Origin of the sequence: Parabacteroides sp. AF17-28 (assembly GCF_003479205.1) — a bacterium.
In the GTDB taxonomy this organism is placed as follows: Bacteria; Bacteroidota; Bacteroidia; order Bacteroidales; family Tannerellaceae; genus Parabacteroides; species Parabacteroides acidifaciens.
In genome coordinates this window covers 61,885-79,319 of the sequence record NZ_QUGV01000004.1, presented here as the reverse complement: position 1 = coordinate 79,319, position 17,435 = coordinate 61,885, and the positions used below count along the sequence as shown (strand labels likewise).

Sequence of the window (17,435 nt, the reverse complement as noted above, 5' to 3'; positions counted from 1 at the left end):
AAAAAATCAGTTCAAAATCAGATTGGCAACCGGAACCAGAAAGTGGACCCTTCGCCTTCCTTGGAATCCACACCTATTATTCCTCCGAATTTCTCGATGATCATGGCACAAATAGGAAGCCCAAGCCCTGTTCCCTGGACGAAAGTGTTCAGCTTGACAAAGCGTTCGAATACTTTGTCTTTCTTTTCGGCAGGGATTCCGATTCCGGTATCTTTAACAAAAAAATAGATGTCTTTTTCGGATTTTTCATAACCGAAGGTAATGCTGCCCTGTTCTGTGAATTTCATGGCATTGGTCATAAAGTTAATCATTACCTGCATAACACGGTTTTGGTCCGTATGGATAATACATTCCGGCTGCTTTTGTACAAATTCGATCTTAACACTGTCCGGCCTTTGATTTTTCAGCTGCATTTGCTGGCAGAGGTCTTCCATCAACAGGTTAATATCCGTGTCGGAATAGTTAAAATCAAGTGTTCCCGCTTCTATCTTGGACATATCGATGATGTCATTGATCAGCTGGAGCAATAACTCGTTATTTGATGTAATGATATGAACAAATTCTTTCTTCTCTTCGGGATCGTCGGTTTCGGCCAGAAGATTGGAGAAGCCGACAATTGCATTCAATGGCGTACGGATTTCGTGGCTCATATTTGCTAAGAAAGCTGATTTCAGTTGGTTTGCTTCATCCGCTTTCTTTACTTCATAGAGCAAATGTTCGATCCGTTTCTTATCCGAAATATCTTCGAGCTTCATCAAGCCGCCCAACATTTCGCTTCCGTCGTTTGAGTAGACCGGTATGGCGCTGATCTCGATAGTCGTATCCCCTTCGGTTATCTCGTGACGAACAGGTTTGCCTTTCTCAACCGTATCACTTAATGCGCAATGGGGGCAAGGACTCTGACGTCCCATCACAGTTTCGTAACACACTTTTCCTGCTATATACCTCCGTCCTTTAGCTATATTATTCAGGCTGGCTGTTGATTCCCATTGCACAACATAGTTTTTGTCTACATAAACAAGTCCGAAATTAATGCTGTTGAGCACCAGATCCTGTGTCTTGATGACATTTTCCAGTTTCTCTTTTGCCTGAATTAATTCTTGTTCGTATTCTTTTATCTTGGTAATGTCCCAACGGGCAATGAGAAGCCAATGGTCATTCCCTAACGATACAACCGATTTGCTCACAATTGTTTTGTGTAAAACCCCATCAGGAGTAAGATAATCCTCTTCCGAGCGATATTCTTTTTTATCTTTTACCAATTGCTCGTCTATTTTCCGGTATCTCAAACCACGCTCTTCACCAAAGATATCGATATCGGAATGCCCCAATACTTCACTTTGCTTTTTGCCGGATTGAAGTTCAGCTTCTTTGTTCCAAAACTTATATTTGAAATCATCGTTGATATCTTTGACAAGTACAGGGAAAGGCATATTGTCCAATATATTCAGGCAGAATAACTGAAAGTCCGTAATTTCGGCTTCTCTGGCTTTATATGCCGCTTGCTTTTTCTTGTTTCTGATCCAGGATAACAGAAGTATGATACAAAGTGCTGTTTCAACAATCAGTATTAGAACAATAATACTCATAGCGTTAATTTAAGTACGTTAATTATTTGTTTGAATCCCTTAATTCTTGCTTGCAAAGATAATATTAAAAATGATTCAATTTTTCCACTCCTGCTTGAAAATCATCCAAAATCTCTTTCATGACCTCTGCTACAGTTTGCGATTCCCGGAATAAGGATGCTACTTGACCGATTTCGAGTTCGCCTTCTTGGAGGTTCCCTTCGAAAATACCTTTTTTAGCACGTCCTTTTCCTAACAGCTCTTTCATTTCCTCGACGGAAGCGCCACGGGCCTCGGCTTCTTCGACAGCTGTCGTAAAATCACCTTTGACCAGACGGGTGGGAGAGAGTTTCTTCAACAGGAGCTTCGTGTCGCCTTCATTCAGGTTCAGACAGAGGTTCTTGAAGTTTTCGTGTGCCGAGCTTTCCTTCGTCAGGGCAAAACGGGTTCCGATTTGTACACCTTCGGCCCCTAAGGCGAAAGTTGCCAGCATCGCATCGCCTGTTCCGATGCCTCCGGCAGCCATTAGCGGGAGAGTGGTCGCGCGACGTACCGCCGGAATCAGGCATAGCGTGGTTGTCTCTTCACGCCCGTTATGTCCGCCGGCTTCAAAGCCTTCGGCAACTATGGCGTCGACACCGGCCTGTTCGCATTTGGCGGCAAACTTGGAACTGCTGACTACGTGGGCGACTTTCATTCCGTGTTCCTTCAGAAATCCGGTCCATGTTTTGGGATTTCCGGCAGAGGTGAAAACGATCTTTACATTTTCCTCTACCAATATATTCATTAATGCGTCGATTTCCGGATACATCAAAGGCACATTTACCCCGAAAGGCTTGTCGGTCGCAGCCTGGCATTTGCGGATATGGTCACGCAACACGTCCGGGTGCATGGAACCGGCGCCGATCAGACCTAAACCGCCTGCATTACTGACTGCGGAAGCAAGCCTCCAACCACTGCACCAAACCATTCCACCCTGTATAATCGGATATTGAATATCGAAAAGTTCGCAAATTCTGTTCATTTTCATCAATAATTTTATTTGTACAAGTGCAATATTAGCGAAAAATGTGTAACAGCATTTCACTACTATCATTATATTTGTGGATTATTACATGTTTTAAGTTAAGACTGTTATAATCTAACGCTCAAATACAAAATAAGCAAATGAAACACTGTTTACTCCCCTTGATGGGTGCTTTCTCTTTACCGCTTCTGGCACAGACTTCGCCGCAGAAGCCGAATATCGTCGTAATTGTTGCCGACGATTTGGGATATGGAGACCTCAGTTGTTACGGCGCGACAGCCATCAGTACTCCCGGCATGGACCGGATCGCCAATGAAGGACTGCGCTTTACACAAGGCTATTGTACGGCGGCGACTTCTACGCCGAGCCGCTATTCCCTGTTGACCGGTCTTTATCCCTGGACAAACACGGAAGCCAAGATTCTTCCGGGAAATGCAGCATTGATTATCAATACGCAGCAGGTGACATTGCCGAAAGTCCTGAAGCAGGCCGGTTATGTGACCGGTTCGGTCGGCAAATGGCATTTGGGATTGGGCGACGGAGCGGTAGACTGGAATAAAACGGTCTATCCGGGAGCGAAAGAAATCGGTTATGACTATTCGTTTATCCAGGCGGCAACCAATGACCGGGTTCCCTGTATCTTTATTGAAAACGGCAAAGGTGTCGGTTTGCAGCCGGACGATCCTTTGTATGTCAGCTATCGGGAAAACTTCCCCGGCGAACCGACCGGTAAGGATAATCCGGAGCTGTTGCGTATGCATCCGAGCGTAGGGCATGCCGGAGCGATTGTGAACGGCGTTCCCCGTATCGGTTTCCAGAAAGGCGGAAAGGCGGCTCAATGGAAAGACGAAGATATGGCAGAACTTTTCCTTGAAAAAGCCAAGACTTTCATGAAGGAAAATAAGGACAAGCCGTTTTTCCTGTATTACGGATTGCATCAGCCGCATGTGCCCCGCGTGCCGAATCAGAAGTTTGCCGGTAAATCCGGTATGGGACCGCGTGGAGACGTGATTCTGGAAGCGGATTGGTGTGTGACGGAGTTTCTGAAAGAGATGGACCGGCTCGGACTGACGGAGAATACGTTGGTTATTTTCTCAAGCGATAACGGTCCTGTTCTGGACGACGGCTATCAGGATCAAGCGGTCGAGTTGGTCGGTAACCATAAGATTGCCGGGCCTTACCGGGGTGGCAAGACGAGTTTGTATGACGGAGGAACTTGTATTCCTTTCCTGCTCCGCTGGCCGGCGGTGGTTAAACCGGGCGTATCGGATGCTTTGGTTTGCCAGATGGATCTTTTGGCCTCGTTGGCAGCACTCACGGGACAGGCTTATCCGGATAAGACGGATAGCCAGAACACGTTGCCGGTCTTTTTGGGCAATAGTGATCAGGGACGTCGTGAACTGGTGATTGAAGGTTATTATAATTATGCTTTCCGTCAGGGAGACTGGGTGATGATCCCGCCTTATCCGGATTATTATGGCGACAAGGAAGAAGCTGAATTTGCAGGCTTTAGCGATTGCTACCAATTGTATAACGTCAAAGAGGACCCGGGGCAGCAGAATAATCTGGCAACAAAAGAACCGCGCCGCCTGCGGCAGATGATGATGCGTTTTGAACAATTAAAAAGAGAAACCGGTAAAAAGACCAATTTTTAGTAGAATTGGCTACCTTTGCCATTAGAATAAATTAATAGTACAGACATGAACAAAACACTTATGGCTGCCGGTCTGGCAGTTGTTTTAGGGGCATGTAACTCCACGAAGAAAGGCGATGTCGCAGATACAGCGGTTGCAAATCCTTTCTTTACCGAGTACACGACGCCGTTTGGTGTTCCTCCTTTTGATCAGATCAAGGTCGAACACTACAAGCCTGCCTTCCTGAAAGGCATGGAGGAACAAGTTGCAGAAGTAGACGCTATCGTCAATAACCCGGACGAGGCTACTTTTGAAAATACGATTGTTGCACTGGATCAGAGCGGAGAGTTGTTGACGAAAGTCGCCTATGCTTTCAGCGGACAAGCCAGTGTTAATACGAATGATGAAATCCAGGCGCTTGAACAGGAACTTTCACCGTTGCTTTCCAAACATTCGGATGATATCAGTCTGAATCCTAAACTCTTTGCCCGTGTAAAATCCGTATATGAGAACCAGGCTAAATTCGATCTGAACAAGGAACAGAAGAAGTTGCTGGAAGAAACATACAAAGGGTTTGTACGTGGCGGCGCCAATCTGGATGCAGACAAGCAGGCCCAGCTTCGTAAGCTGAACGAGCAGATTTCCTTGTTGGAGCTTACTTTCGGACAGAATACGCTGAAAGAAACAAATGCTTTCCAACTGGTTGTCGATAAGAAGGAAGACCTTTCCGGCCTGCCCGAAACATTGGTGGCCGCAGCAGCTGCCGCAGCCAAAGAGGCCGGAATGGAGGGCAAATGGGTGTTCACGCTGCATAATCCGAGTGTGATGCCGTTCCTGCAATATGCAGACAACCGCGCTTTGCGTGAGAAAATCTATAATGCCTACATCAGCCGTGGCAATAACAACAATGCAAACGACAATAAGGATGTAATCAAAAAACTGGTTACCGCCCGTTTGGAAAAGGCTAAGTTATTAGGTTACGAAGACTTTGCCGCTTATGTCCTGGAAGAAAACATGGCAAAGAACGAAAAGAACGTCTACGACCTGTTGAACAAGATTTGGACACCGGCATTGGCAAAGGCAAAAGAAGAGCTGGCCGATATCAATGCCGAAATCAAGAAAGAAGGCGGTAACTTCGAGGCTGAAGGCTGGGACTGGCGTTATTATTTCGAGAAAGCCAAGATCGCAAAGTTTGATCTGGATGAGAACGAAGTTCGTCCGTATCTGGAGCTGAACAATGTCCGTGAAGGTGCTTTCTATGTGGCAAATAAGCTGTATGGCATCACTTTTACCGCGTTGCAGAATATGCCGCTTCCTGATCCGGATGCACAGGTTTTTGAATGCAAGGACAAAGACGGCTCTTCATTGGGCGTGCTCTATATGGACTTCTTTACCCGTCCCGGAAAGAGCGGCGGCGCTTGGTGTGGCGGCTATCGGGATCAGACTTATAAAGACGGTAAACGTGTCGCTCCGATTGTAACCACCGTATTCAACTTCAGCAAACCGGCAGAAGGACAGCCTGCATTATTAAGCGCCGACGAAGCCGGAACCGTATTCCATGAATTCGGACATGCTCTGAACGGACTGTTCGCCGATGTGCATTACAACGGCGTATCCGGTGTCCCCCGCGATTTTGTGGAACTTCCTTCACAGGTGATGGAGCATTGGGTGTTCGAACCGGAAGTGCTGAAAGTTTATGCCAAACATCATAATACAGGCGAAGTGATCCCGCAAGCAATTGTCGATAAAATCGTTAAGAGTGGAAAATACGGACAGGGTTTTGCAACAACCGAATATGTGGCATCTTCTTTATTGGATATGGATTATCATATTTTGAAAGAGATTCCTGCTGATTTGGATATAGAGAAGTTTGAAGCAAATGCAATGTATGGTCGCGGGTTGTTGAAACAGATTGCTCCCCGTTATTGGGGAACTTATTTCGGTCATACGATGGAAGGCGGTTACACAGCCGGTTATTACAGTTATATCTGGGCGGAAGTCCTGGATTGCGATGCTTTCGAGGCATTCAAGGAAACCGGCGATATCTTCAATCCCGAAGTGGCTGCCAAATTCCGTACGTATGTACTGTCTCCGGGCGGTATTGACGAAGGTATGGTTATGTACAGAAACTTCCGGGGCAAAGAACCGAGCATCGATCCGTTGTTGCGGAACAGAGGTCTGAAATAAAACGGATGGGCATGGAATTTTAGTTTCATGCCCATGGAACAGAAAATGCATGGGCATGGAATTTAAAATACATGCCTATGCAATTTTTTATTATTCACATAAAAAAAACAAGAGAAAAGAATGAAGAGAACATTTATGGCAGCCGGCTTAGCCGTCGTGTTGAGCGCATGCGGTTCACCTGAAAAAGGTACAGATGCAGCCCAGGAGGGAAACCCTTTCCTGACAGAGTTTACCACACCGTTTGGTGTCCCTCCGTTCGATAAGATCACTTTGGCCGATTACAAACCGGCATTCCTGCAAGGAATGGAAGAGCAGAAACAGGAAATTGACGCCATCGTAAAACAGCGGTCCGTGCCGGACTTTGAAAACACGATCGTTGCGCTCGACCAAAGCGGTCGCCTGCTGAAACGGGTCAGTTCCGTGTTTTATGGACAAAATAGCGTGAATACAAATGATGAAATGCAGGCGCTGAGCCGGGAACTTTCTCCGCTACTGTCTAAACATAATGACGACATTAGCCTTAATCCGGCGCTCTTTGCCCGCGTGAAAGAGGTTTATGACAACCAGGCTAAATTCAATCTGGATAAGGAACAGAAGAAATTACTGGAAGAAACATATAAGGACTTTGTGCGGGGCGGTGCTAATCTGCCGGCCGACAAGCAGGAGAAGTTGCGTGAACTGAACAGCGGTATCTCCATGCTCCAGCTCACTTTCGGACAGAATATGTTGAAGGAAACAAACGATTTCCAGTTGGTGATCGATAAGAAGGAAGACCTTTCCGGCCTGCCCGAAAGCTTGATTGCGAATGCCGCCAAAGCGGCTAAAGCTGCCGGGATGGACGGCAAATGGCTTTTCACGCTGCATAATCCGAGTGTAATGCCGTTCCTGCAATATGCCGACAACCGTGCTCTGCGTGAGAAAATCTTTAAAGGCTATATCAATCGGGGAAATAACGGAAATGATGCCGATAATAATAAAGTCGTTCGCGATCTGATCACGCTGCGTCTGGAAAAGGCCAAGTTGATGGGATATGACGATTATGCCTCTTTTGTCCTGGAAGACCGCATGGCAAAGACTTCTGCTAAGGTGTATGCTTTGCTGGATGAAGTTTGGACACCGGCCTTAGCTAAAGCCAAGGAGGAACTGGCCGACATCAATGCCGAAATCAAGAAAGAAGGCGGCAATTTCGAAGCGGAAGGCTGGGACTGGCGCTATTATTTCGAGAAAGCCAAGAAGGCGAAGTTCGATCTGGATGAAAACCAGGTGCGTCCTTACCTGAAATTGGATAATGTGCGCGATGGCGCTTTCTATGTGGCGAACAAGCTGTATGGCATCACATTTACTCCGGTTAACAATATTCCGCTTCCTCATCCCGAAGCGCAGGCTTTCGAGTGCAAGGATAAAGATGGGAGCTATTTAGGAATCCTCTATTTCGACTTCTTCCCGCGTGCAAGCAAGAGAGGCGGAGCCTGGTGCGGAACCTATCGTTCGCAAACTTACCAGGATGGCAAACGCCTTGGCCCGATTGTCACGATCGTTTGCAACTTCAGCCAGCCGGCGGAAGGGCAGCCTGCTCTGTTAAGTGCCGATGAAGCGGAAACGTTGTTCCATGAATTTGGTCATGGCTTGCATAATCTCTTCAAGGATGTGCACTATTATGGCGTGTCGGGCGTTCCCCGCGACTTTGTGGAATTGCCTTCACAGGTGATGGAACATTGGGTGTTCGAACCGGAAGTTTTGAAAGTATATGCCAAACATTACCAGACGGGCGAAGTGATTCCGGCAGCTCTGATCGAGAAGTTGGATAAGAGCGGCAAATACGGACAAGGATTTGCAACTACCGAATATTTGGCGGCTTCTCTGTTGGATATGGATTATCATGTATTAAAAGAAATCCCTGCCGATCTGGATGTGATGAAGTTTGAAAATGAGACGTTGGGCAAACGCGGCCTGATCCGTCAGATTCCGTCCCGCTATCGTACGACTTATTTCAACCACACGATGGGCGGTGGTTATACGGCCGGTTATTACAGTTATATCTGGGCGGAAGTCTTGGATGCCGATGCTTACGAAGCCTACAAAGAAACCGGCGATATCTTCAATCCTGAAGTGGCGGCCAAATTCCGTACTTACATCCTGACACCGGGCGGAATTGACGATGCAATGGATATGTACAAGAACTTCCGCGGAAAGGAACCGAATACGGAGCCTTTATTGAAGAACAGAGGTCTTAAATAACTTGTAATATGTCTGACTTGGATAAAGAAGATTTCAAGCAAGCTGTTTATCAGATGGTCCGGTATGTTCCGAAAGGTCGCGTCACCAGTTATGGCGCGATTGCCCGGGCCATCGGATATCCCAATATGTCCCGCCTTGTCGGGCGTGTGTTGGGGCATATTCCTTTTTCCGAGTCAGACATTCCTGCCCATCGCGTCGTGAACAGCCAGGGAATCCTTTCGGGGAAAGATGCGTTCGGCACTCCGGACCGGATGCAGAAACTCTTGGAAGCGGAAGGCGTAACAGTCATTAATGACCGGATTCAAAACTGGAAATCAGTCTTCTGGAATCCGTTGAAAGAAGTTGTCCTGGAATAGCCAGCCTTGTCTATGGACTAATCGAGCATCAGGCTCATATAGGCTTCCCGGCTTTGATAGCCGAGCAACAGACGCGTCAACGATTGCGTTTCCATCTCTTTCAGTTCCCCGATGTTCAGCACGGAGTTTTCATGGGTGGATGCCCAATGATGTATGAGGCGGTCACGATCGAGCACACGTGCCATTCCTAACGGGAAAGTGCCCGGCCCGGTGAAAGAAGTCCGGTAAATAGCCTTTTCTACTTTGTTTTGCGTCGTTGCTTCCTGAAGGAGCAGATTCTTAATATGATCATTGTCGTACATTAACTCCCTGACATAAATATGGTCGCCGGCAGGATAGAAAAAGATCATCCCGATCGGCTCTTCCCGGACATTCAGGGCAGTCAGCATCTGTCCGCCGGACTGTTGCAGGTCGCGCAGGATTGTGACGAAGTCGTCATAGCCGTGCAACACATAGCAAGTGCGTTCACGCTGTTTCTTATCGAAGAATTTATAAAGGGTTTCCATGGAAGGAACTTCGGGCGGGACAATCAATATGCCTTGTTCCCAAGCGATCTCGTAAGGGCGGATATAAGTCTCTTCCGAGTAGTCGAAAGCTTCCGTATAGCCTAAGTCACGATAGTAATCGAACAGCCAGGGATCGGCCGGTATGATAACCGCCAGGGCCACTTTCCGGCTTTTCATCACTTCGAAGGCTTCCGCTATCAATTGGCGCATAAGTCCCTGGCCGCGTTCGGAAGGAAGCGTACAAGCTCCATAGATGTAATTTACGGATATCTCCGTTCCGTAATAGGTCATGACATACGGAAGCATTTGAAGGGCGGAAACGATCTTCCCGTCTTTTTCTATAAACAAAGCGTTCTCCTTTTTATAGACGCGGTCGAAGAACAGGCTGATAAATTCTTCGCTGTCGTCGAAAGAGGTACGCCATAGATCGATCAATTGAGGCTTGTTGTTATCCATTGTTCATTTTATTTTGCAGGTTTCTTTATTGCTGCGGATTTTTCCAATAGAATGAACGGGTTATACGAAAGTTTAGCCTTACGCAGACCCGGAATACCCAAGTCTTCCTCCCGGTTCACATAGATATACTTTTCCGGCAGGTGAGAGGCAAATTCTTTGTTGATAACAGCATAAGCGCCCTCATAGTTCACATCCGCCTTTTCGACATGTACGCCGAATGTGTTATGATTGATCGGAGCACCGAAGGAGAAAGCGACGATCTGATGATCTACGCAGATGGCGCCACCTATCAGCCCCAATTCATTGAAATGATTCAGGGCGTAGTTCATGGAACGGCGTTCGTCGTTCAGATCCTCTTCGTCATTGTCTATCCGGTTCGCCTTATACCACTTACATTCGAGTTGGAGGCATTCGGGAACCAGTTCCGGCGTGATAGGAATATATTTATATTCGTAGTTCTTATTGAAGTTATTGATGTGATTGCGTTTCGACTGGTACTTTTTCCCTTTCAGGGTTGCCAGGTCTTCGCGCAGGTAGATATAATCGAAATAGTCCCGTTCGGGGATATAAAAGAATCCGCCGGGGATTGCCTTTTCCAGTTCTTCTTTGGCATCGGATGTGACGCCTAACATACAAAGCGGATGCCCTTGTTCGAGAGAATCGGCTTCTAACAATTCGATCGCCTTTTGCAGGTTTCCCTGTCCGGTAGGCGTCATATAGGCAACTCTTGTCTTATTTTCGATCCAGAAACGGATCAGCAGGCAACCGTCTACGACAGCATATTCGCTGTCATACAAGAACCGCCAACTACAGATATTAGAAAATGAATAATCGCAATTCTTGTAATTGCTCGGTATTGTAAAAGAGGTTATAATGTCTTTATCTTCGATTTCGATCGGTTTAAACGGTATCTTCATCTTTTTCTTTTTTTGAGGTACAAATATAGAACTAATTAATATGTATGAATGTTTTCAGAGAAAGAAATTCAATCAATTCTGTATATCGCCGGATAAACTCTATAAATGTTATTAATAGGGCTTTAAGTAAATATAAAAATGATTGTACTTATTAAACTTACTTCTATCTTTAAATGTTCGAAGTGCAATGTTTTATTTTAAAGTAAAAAGAATATGAGCACAGAAAAAATATTACCGATTGATCTCTATCATGCCGTGTCGACTGCAAATCTGACATTGGAAAGTTCTTTAAAAATCATTCACGTCGAAGCCGGACAGGATTATGATCTGTTTCCGATGGACGCAGGGACTCTTGCCGTGATTTGCCGGGGTGGAAGGTTTGTTTCTAAAGCCCTCGACCAGGAGTTTTCTATAACAGCCGGACAGGTTCTTTTGGCGGCAACAGATGATATCAAGGAAATATCCCGCTTCTCGGAAACAGGCTTTGAAGGGGTTGTTATTTATGCCAGCAGTGATCTGCTGATCAATCGGCAGAGGCTGATGTACCGGGATATTACGCCGGATGAGATGGAGGAAACCGATCTTTACATCCGGTTGATACAGTCTCAGATCGAACGGATGAGCGATGTCCGCGTTAAAGTGGTAGAATCGTTATTGCGTGCCCTGATTTTCTATCTTCAGCAGGGCGGCCATGTTGCAGACGATCGGGATAGCCGGATTCCGCCTATGTTTTACGATTTCGCATTGTTGATAAGTCGCTATCATCATTATCCGGTCTATTATTATGCAGAGAAATTGGGCATGACTTCTATGGAACTGAATAGTAAATGTAAATCATATTCCGGCGTATCGGCGGCAGAATGGATCAGCCAGTATGTCTTGCTTGAAGCAAAAGACCTGCTGATCAAGACCCGCCTGCGACCTTCCCGTATCGCTGTGATGCTGAATTTCTCAAATTATGATACCTTTGCACGTTGGTTCAGACGCCATACCGGGGAATTGCCGGGAAACTGGAGGTAATTGAAAATTAAAGATTAATACCATGAAATGGACATTTGAAAACGCTAAAATAAAAGGGCGGATCATTCTGACAGATTCGCTTCATGAAGACATAAGCCTTCTGAAAGATAAAACCCTGTATAAGTTTATTTGGGTAAGCTCCGGAGAGGTTGAACTGGATATCGATCATCAACAAATCATCCTGAAGGAAGGACAGTTGGTGCCGCTTTCCCATTTGCATCATCTGGAATTTGTGCGTGTGGAGGGCGTTTGTTATACGTTGATGTTCAACAGTAACTTCTATTGCATACACGGGAATGACCATGAGGTTTCTTGTAACGGATTGCTGTTTCATGGCTCGTCGCATGTGCTGACTTTTGTTCTTTCGGAAGAGGAACGGCGGAAGATCGACACGCTGACAGGGATCATGCAGGAGGAATTTCAGAGTTCCGACCACTTGCAGGATGAGATGCTCCGGGTTTTGTTGAAACGCTTTATCATTTTATGTACGCGCATAGCGGAAGACAGGCAAGGTGTTGTCCGGGAAAACAGTTTCCAGTTCGAGACGATCCGCAAGTTCCATGTCCTGGTCGATACTTATTTCAAGGAGAAGAAGCAGGTACAGGAATATGCGGATATGCTCAACAAGTCGCCGAAGACATTAGCGAATATCCTTTCATCCTATCACCAGCCGTCCGCCATTCGCATTATCCACAACCGTATCCAGGCGGAAGCCGAACGCCTGCTGCTCTACACTACCAAAAGCTCGAAGGAGATTGCCCAGATGCTTGGTTTTGAGGATCAGGCGACATTCAGCCGTTTTTTTAAGAATGCAACAGGGTTGAGCACGACCGAGTACCGGCGGCAGTACAAAAAGGAGACTGTGTAGAAAACAGGGAATATTGCCAAATCTAAGGGTAAAATCACTATCCTCTGAAATATAAGGGATCTGTATTTTTGCATCATAGAAAAAACAGATCAATTAATAGATGCTTACCGGGAACAATCAGGTTTAATGAAATGTTTCTTAAGTAGAAAACAAAGGAGGACACGAAAAATGAAAAAGTATGATGCAATTATCATTGGTTTTGGAAAAGGCGGAAAAACACTGGCTGCGGATTTAGGCAATCGCGGATGGAGTGTCGCTGTTGTTGAACGCTCGAAAGAAATGTATGGCGGGACATGTATCAATATCGGATGTATTCCGACAAAGGTCCTGGTTCATCTTTCCAAAGTTGCCCAGTATAATCATTATACAACTTTCGAACAACGCGCCGAAGCCTTCCACAAGGCGATCGTGGAAAAAAGAAAGATCACGGCCGACCTCAGGCAGAAGAATTTCGATAACCTGGACAGTAAAGATTCCGTGACTGTTTATACCGGCACCGCTTCATTTCGTTCTCCATACGAAATAGAAGTGAAAACTGAGGGCGAAACGCTCGTGTTGCAGGGGGAGAAGATATTCATCAATACCGGAGCCTCGACTGTTATCCCTTCAATAAAAGGAATCGAAAATAATCCGTTCGTTTATACCAGCACTTCCATTATGGAGCTTGACAAGTTGCCTCGCCGCTTAGCGATAGTCGGAGGCGGTTATATCGGGCTCGAGTTTGCTTCGATCTTTGCTAACTTTGGTTCGGAGGTCACAGTGCTGGAAGGCGGCGATAAGTTTATTCCGCGTGAAGACCGCGATATCGCTGAAGCGGTGAAAACTGTTCTGGAAAAGAAAGGCATGTCGATCCGGCTGAATGCCGTCGTGCAGGAGATCGAACAGGATTCGGACAAGGCAACTGTCGTTTACCGAGATGCCTTGAGCGGCGAAACGATCCGCGTGGAAGCCGATGCGATCCTGCTGGCCACCGGACGCCGTCCGAACACCGAAGGTCTGAACCTGGAAGCAGCCGGAGTGAAGCTGACGGAACGCGGGGCTATCGATGTGGACGACCGCTTGCATACGACTGTCAACAATATATGGGCAATCGGGGATGTGCGCGGCGGCCTGCAGTTCACCTATCTTTCGCTGGACGACTACCGGATTATCCGGGACGAACTTTTTGGCGACGGGAAACGCAATACCGGTGATCGGGAAGCCGTCGCTTATTCGGTCTTTATCGATCCGCCCCTGTCGCACGTCGGCCTGAACGAAGAGCAGGCGCGCCGGACGGGACGGCATATAAAAGTATCCAAAGTGATTGCCGCCACCATGCCCCGGACCCGGACGGTCGGGCAGACGGAAGGCCTGCTGAAAGCGGTGATCGACGTCGATACGAACCAGATTCTGGGCTGTACGCTGTTCTGCGCCGAGTCGAGCGAGATCATCAATCTGGTTGCGCTAACGATGCGTACGGATAACGATTATGTCCTCCTTCGTGACAATATTTTTACTCATCCTTCCATGAGCGAGTCACTGAATGATTTATTCAACATAAAATAAAACAAATAAGAAATGAAAGCAGATATAGGATTGATCGGGCTTGCCGTGATGGGCGAGAACCTGGCGCTGAATATGGAAAGCAAAGGCTTTACCGTAGCCGTATATAACCGTAGCGCCCCCGGGGAAGAGGGCGTCGTGGATCGTTTTACAGGCGGTCGCGGAAAAGGAAAACATTTCATCGGGACACATTCCATCGAGCAGTTGGTCGAGGCAGTCAAGCGTCCGCGTAAGATCATGATGATGGTCAAAGCAGGCCGTCCGGTGGACGAACTGATTGCACAATTGACGCCGTTTCTGTCGCCTGGCGATGTGATTATCGACGGAGGGAATTCGGACTTTCACGACACCGAACGTCGTGTGAAAGAAGTGGAGGAAAAAGGCATGTACTTCGTCGGAACCGGCATATCGGGTGGCGAAGAAGGCGCTTTGCACGGGCCGTCCGTGATGCCCGGAGGTTCGGCCCAAGCCTGGCCGTTAGTGAAAGACATCCTGCAGGGCATTGCGGCCAAGCTGGACGACGGAACGCCCTGTTGCGAATGGATCGGAGCGGGCGGAGCCGGCCATTTCGTAAAGATGGTGCACAACGGAATCGAGTATGGCGACATGCAGCTTATTTCCGAAGCATACGCATTGCTGAAACACCGCAAGGGCTTGGACAATGACGCGTTGGCTGTCGTTTTTGACGAATGGAACGGAGGCGAGCTGGATAGTTTCCTGATCGAGATTACAGCCAATATCCTGCGTTTTCGCGATGAAGACGGAAAGCCGCTGCTCGATAAGATTCTGGACGTCGCCGGACAAAAAGGCACAGGCAAATGGAGTGCAATTGCGGCAATGGACGAGAACGATCCGCTTACGCTGATCACAGAAGCCGTTTACGCCCGTCTGCTTTCCGCCCTCTATCCGGAACGGGTAAAGGCGGCGAGACTTTACAGTGAAGAGTGGAAAGTGGAAAGTGGAAAGTTGTCAGATACTCAACTTTCAACTTTCAACTTTCAACTTTCAACTGAAAACGTGCGTCAAGCATTGTATGCCTCCAAGCTGATCTCCTATGCACAAGGTTTTTCCCTGCTTCGCCGGGCTTCCGAACATTATGGATGGGAATTGGATTACGGGACGATTGCCCGTATCTGGCGCAAAGGATGCATCATCCGTTCCGTCTTCCTGCAAAAGATTACGGAGGCTTACAGGAAGAATCCGGAACTGGAAAACCTGTTGTTTGACGACTTTTTCAGCGACAAGATCCGGACGGCTCTTCCCGCTTGGCGCCAGGTGGTGGCGGAAGGCGCACTCGGCGGCGTGGCTTTGCCTGCCATGAGTTCCGCCCTGAATTACTTCGACGGGTTGCGCACATTGCACTCTGCGGCCAACCTGATCCAGGCGCAGCGCGATTATTTCGGTGCACATACTTACGAACGGACCGACCGCGAGCGGGGACATTTCTTCCACACCAACTGGACTGGCGAGGGAGGCAACACGGTTTCCGGAACGTATAGCGTTTAAAATGACTTTCCGGGATTCCGGAAACCTTCAAAAACGTTGCGCGGAGCTTTCCGGAGTTCCCGAAACTATTAAATTAAAGAAACAAATGAAAACAGCAAGCGATCAATTATTAGTTATATTCGGAGCCTCCGGCGACCTGACGGGACGGAAGCTCCTGCCTTCGCTTTATGAACTGCATGTGCGGGGATTATTGCCGGAGCGTTTTTGCATCTTAGGTGCAGCCCGCACGGATTATTCAGACGACGAATACCGTGTCCTCGAGAAGGCACACATCCGGGAAGCCCTGAAAAAGAAAGAGGTGGATGAAGCCGAACTGGACAACTTCCTTCGCCGCGTCTTTTACCTCTCGTTCGATTCGACCAACGCCGCCGAATACGGCAAACTGAAGGACCGTATCCACCAGCTACAGCATGAGGAGCAGTTGCCGGACAAGATCATCTACTATCTTGCCACGCCGCCACTGATGTACGAACTGATCCCGGCCTGCCTGAAAGAAAGCGGGCTAAACGTTCCGGAGAAAGCGGACGGTTGGCGCCGGGTGATCGTGGAGAAGCCTTTCGGCACGAGCCTCGAATCGGCACAGAAACTGAACAAACATCTTTGTCACATCTTTGACGAAGAAGAAATCTACCGTATCGACCATTATCTGGGAAAAGAGACGGTGCAGAACATACTGGTACTCCGCTTTTCCAACGGCATATTCGAGCCGCTGTGGAACCGCAACTATATCGACTCGATCGAGATCAGCGCTTCCGAAACATTAGGCGTGGAGAACCGGGGAAAGTATTATGACGGAGCAGGCGCCCTGCGCGACATGATCCAGAACCATTTGATGCAACTTATGGCGTTTACGGCTATGGAGTCGCCTTCGGTCTTCGATCCTGAGCCGATCCGCGACGAGATCGTGAAGGTCTTCCGCGCCCTGCGTCCTTATAAGACGCACGATATGGACCACCTGATTGTCCGTGGCCAGTACGACGGATACCGGACGGAGAAGAATGTCGCCCCCGACTCGACGACGGAGACATATGTCGCCATGAAGATGTTCATCGACAACTGGCGTTGGAGCGACGTCCCCTTCTATATCTTTACGGGCAAAAAGTTGCCGGAAAAGAGTTCGGAGATCGTGGTGAACTTCAAGTCGACGCCTCACCAACTGTTCGCCGGGCAGTGTTCGGGAGGCTCGTGCAACAAGCTGATCATCCGCATCCAGCCGGACGAGAGCATCACGCTGAAGTTCGGCCTGAAGATGCCGGGCGCCGGTTTTACGGTGAAGCAGGTGGGAATGGACTTCCGCTACGACTCGCTCTCGAAGAGCTATCTGCCGGACGCCTACGAACGCCTCTTGTTGGACGCCATGCTGGGCGACTCGACTTTGTACGCCCGCAGCGATGCCTTGGAAGCCAGCTGGCGCCTGATCGACCCGATCCTTCACCACTGGAAAGAAGAAGGAGCAAAGAACCTCTTCTTCTACGCCCCTGGCGAAGATGGTCCGCTCGAAAAAGCCCGCTTGGGCATGGTGCCGAAGGATTGCCCTTGCCAGACTTGCGGGTAATAATTTGCCAATGTGCAAATATGGCGCTTCGCTAAATGTGCCAATGAGAGTGTAT

13 protein-coding genes are annotated in these 17,435 nt (G+C 47.9%); 9 read left to right on the top strand and 4 right to left on the bottom strand.

Annotation, left to right across the window (positions count from 1 at the left end):
• Window positions 1–17 precede the first annotated feature (17 nt).
• Entirely contained in the window at window positions 18–1,589 is a 1,572-nt protein-coding gene (locus DWW90_RS03885; protein WP_222940330.1) for an ATP-binding protein, read from the bottom strand.
• A gap of 64 nt (window positions 1,590–1,653) precedes the next feature.
• A complete protein-coding gene (locus DWW90_RS03880) occupies window positions 1,654–2,592 on the bottom strand; it encodes a nitronate monooxygenase family protein (RefSeq protein WP_122344177.1) in 939 nt (312 codons plus the stop codon).
• Window positions 2,593–2,735: 143 nt separating this feature from the next.
• On the opposite strand from DWW90_RS03880, the gene DWW90_RS03875 reads away from it, so the two are divergent.
• From DWW90_RS03875 to DWW90_RS03860, 4 genes are all read left to right on the top strand, one after another.
• Complete coding sequence (locus DWW90_RS03875; protein ID WP_115497709.1) at window positions 2,736–4,250, top strand: arylsulfatase; 1,515 nt, start codon at window positions 2,736–2,738, stop codon at window positions 4,248–4,250.
• Between the two features lie 45 nt (window positions 4,251–4,295).
• On the top strand, window positions 4,296–6,416 hold the full coding sequence (locus DWW90_RS03870; RefSeq protein WP_122344069.1) for a M3 family metallopeptidase: 2,121 nt from the start codon (window positions 4,296–4,298) through the stop codon (window positions 6,414–6,416).
• A 120-nt stretch (window positions 6,417–6,536) separates the two neighbouring features.
• Window positions 6,537–8,654: a M3 family metallopeptidase gene (locus DWW90_RS03865; RefSeq protein WP_122344068.1), complete on the top strand. Its 2,118-nt coding sequence runs from the start codon at window positions 6,537–6,539 to the stop codon at window positions 8,652–8,654.
• Window positions 8,655–8,662: 8 nt separating this feature from the next.
• On the top strand, window positions 8,663–9,010 hold the full coding sequence (locus tag DWW90_RS03860; protein WP_122344067.1) for an MGMT family protein: 348 nt from the start codon (window positions 8,663–8,665) through the stop codon (window positions 9,008–9,010).
• 17 nt (window positions 9,011–9,027) lie between these two features.
• Here DWW90_RS03860 and DWW90_RS03855 read toward each other — a convergent pair whose 3' ends face one another.
• Together DWW90_RS03855 and DWW90_RS03850 are read right to left on the bottom strand one after the other, a co-directional pair.
• Window positions 9,028–9,972, bottom strand: a complete 945-nt coding sequence (locus DWW90_RS03855; protein WP_122344066.1) for a GNAT family N-acetyltransferase — start codon at window positions 9,970–9,972, stop codon at window positions 9,028–9,030.
• Between the two features lie 8 nt (window positions 9,973–9,980).
• Window positions 9,981–10,889: a DUF2156 domain-containing protein gene (locus DWW90_RS03850; RefSeq protein WP_122344065.1), complete on the bottom strand. Its 909-nt coding sequence runs from the start codon at window positions 10,887–10,889 to the stop codon at window positions 9,981–9,983.
• A 213-nt stretch (window positions 10,890–11,102) separates the two neighbouring features.
• Here DWW90_RS03850 and DWW90_RS03845 point away from each other — a divergent pair, with 213 nt between their 5' ends.
• From DWW90_RS03845 to zwf, 5 genes are all read left to right on the top strand, one after another.
• Entirely contained in the window at window positions 11,103–11,909 is an 807-nt protein-coding gene (locus DWW90_RS03845) for a helix-turn-helix domain-containing protein (protein ID WP_115497704.1), read from the top strand.
• 22 nt (window positions 11,910–11,931) lie between these two features.
• Window positions 11,932–12,777 carry an AraC family transcriptional regulator gene (locus tag DWW90_RS03840; protein ID WP_122344064.1) on the top strand — a complete coding sequence of 282 codons (846 nt, stop codon included), beginning with the start codon at window positions 11,932–11,934 and terminating at the stop codon, window positions 12,775–12,777.
• Window positions 12,778–12,945: 168 nt separating this feature from the next.
• Window positions 12,946–14,322, top strand: a complete 1,377-nt coding sequence (locus tag DWW90_RS03835; protein WP_122344063.1) for an FAD-dependent oxidoreductase — start codon at window positions 12,946–12,948, stop codon at window positions 14,320–14,322.
• 12 nt (window positions 14,323–14,334) lie between these two features.
• Complete coding sequence (gene gnd / locus DWW90_RS03830; RefSeq protein WP_122344062.1) at window positions 14,335–15,825, top strand: decarboxylating NADP(+)-dependent phosphogluconate dehydrogenase; 1,491 nt, start codon at window positions 14,335–14,337, stop codon at window positions 15,823–15,825.
• Between the two features lie 85 nt (window positions 15,826–15,910).
• Window positions 15,911–17,380: a glucose-6-phosphate dehydrogenase gene (zwf, locus tag DWW90_RS03825; RefSeq protein ID WP_122344176.1), complete on the top strand. Its 1,470-nt coding sequence runs from the start codon at window positions 15,911–15,913 to the stop codon at window positions 17,378–17,380.
• Window positions 17,381–17,435 lie beyond the last annotated feature (55 nt).

What these genes read in the sequence shown, in the direction of transcription:
- DWW90_RS03885 (WP_222940330.1), bottom strand. Translation starts at nt 1,589, where the DNA reads ATGAGTATTATTGTTCTAATACTGATTGTTGAAACAGCACTTTGTATC.
- DWW90_RS03880 (WP_122344177.1), bottom strand. Translation starts at nt 2,592, where the DNA reads ATGAACAGAATTTGCGAACTTTTCGATATTCAATATCCGATTATACAG.
- DWW90_RS03875 (WP_115497709.1), top strand. Translation starts at nt 2,736, where the DNA reads ATGAAACACTGTTTACTCCCCTTGATGGGTGCTTTCTCTTTACCGCTT.
- DWW90_RS03870 (WP_122344069.1), top strand. Translation starts at nt 4,296, where the DNA reads ATGAACAAAACACTTATGGCTGCCGGTCTGGCAGTTGTTTTAGGGGCA.
- DWW90_RS03865 (WP_122344068.1), top strand. Translation starts at nt 6,537, where the DNA reads ATGAAGAGAACATTTATGGCAGCCGGCTTAGCCGTCGTGTTGAGCGCA.
- DWW90_RS03860 (WP_122344067.1), top strand. Translation starts at nt 8,663, where the DNA reads ATGTCTGACTTGGATAAAGAAGATTTCAAGCAAGCTGTTTATCAGATG.
- DWW90_RS03855 (WP_122344066.1), bottom strand. Translation starts at nt 9,972, where the DNA reads ATGGATAACAACAAGCCTCAATTGATCGATCTATGGCGTACCTCTTTC.
- DWW90_RS03850 (WP_122344065.1), bottom strand. Translation starts at nt 10,889, where the DNA reads ATGAAGATACCGTTTAAACCGATCGAAATCGAAGATAAAGACATTATA.
- DWW90_RS03845 (WP_115497704.1), top strand. Translation starts at nt 11,103, where the DNA reads ATGAGCACAGAAAAAATATTACCGATTGATCTCTATCATGCCGTGTCG.
- DWW90_RS03840 (WP_122344064.1), top strand. Translation starts at nt 11,932, where the DNA reads ATGAAATGGACATTTGAAAACGCTAAAATAAAAGGGCGGATCATTCTG.
- DWW90_RS03835 (WP_122344063.1), top strand. Translation starts at nt 12,946, where the DNA reads ATGAAAAAGTATGATGCAATTATCATTGGTTTTGGAAAAGGCGGAAAA.
- gnd (WP_122344062.1), top strand. Translation starts at nt 14,335, where the DNA reads ATGAAAGCAGATATAGGATTGATCGGGCTTGCCGTGATGGGCGAGAAC.
- zwf (WP_122344176.1), top strand. Translation starts at nt 15,911, where the DNA reads ATGAAAACAGCAAGCGATCAATTATTAGTTATATTCGGAGCCTCCGGC.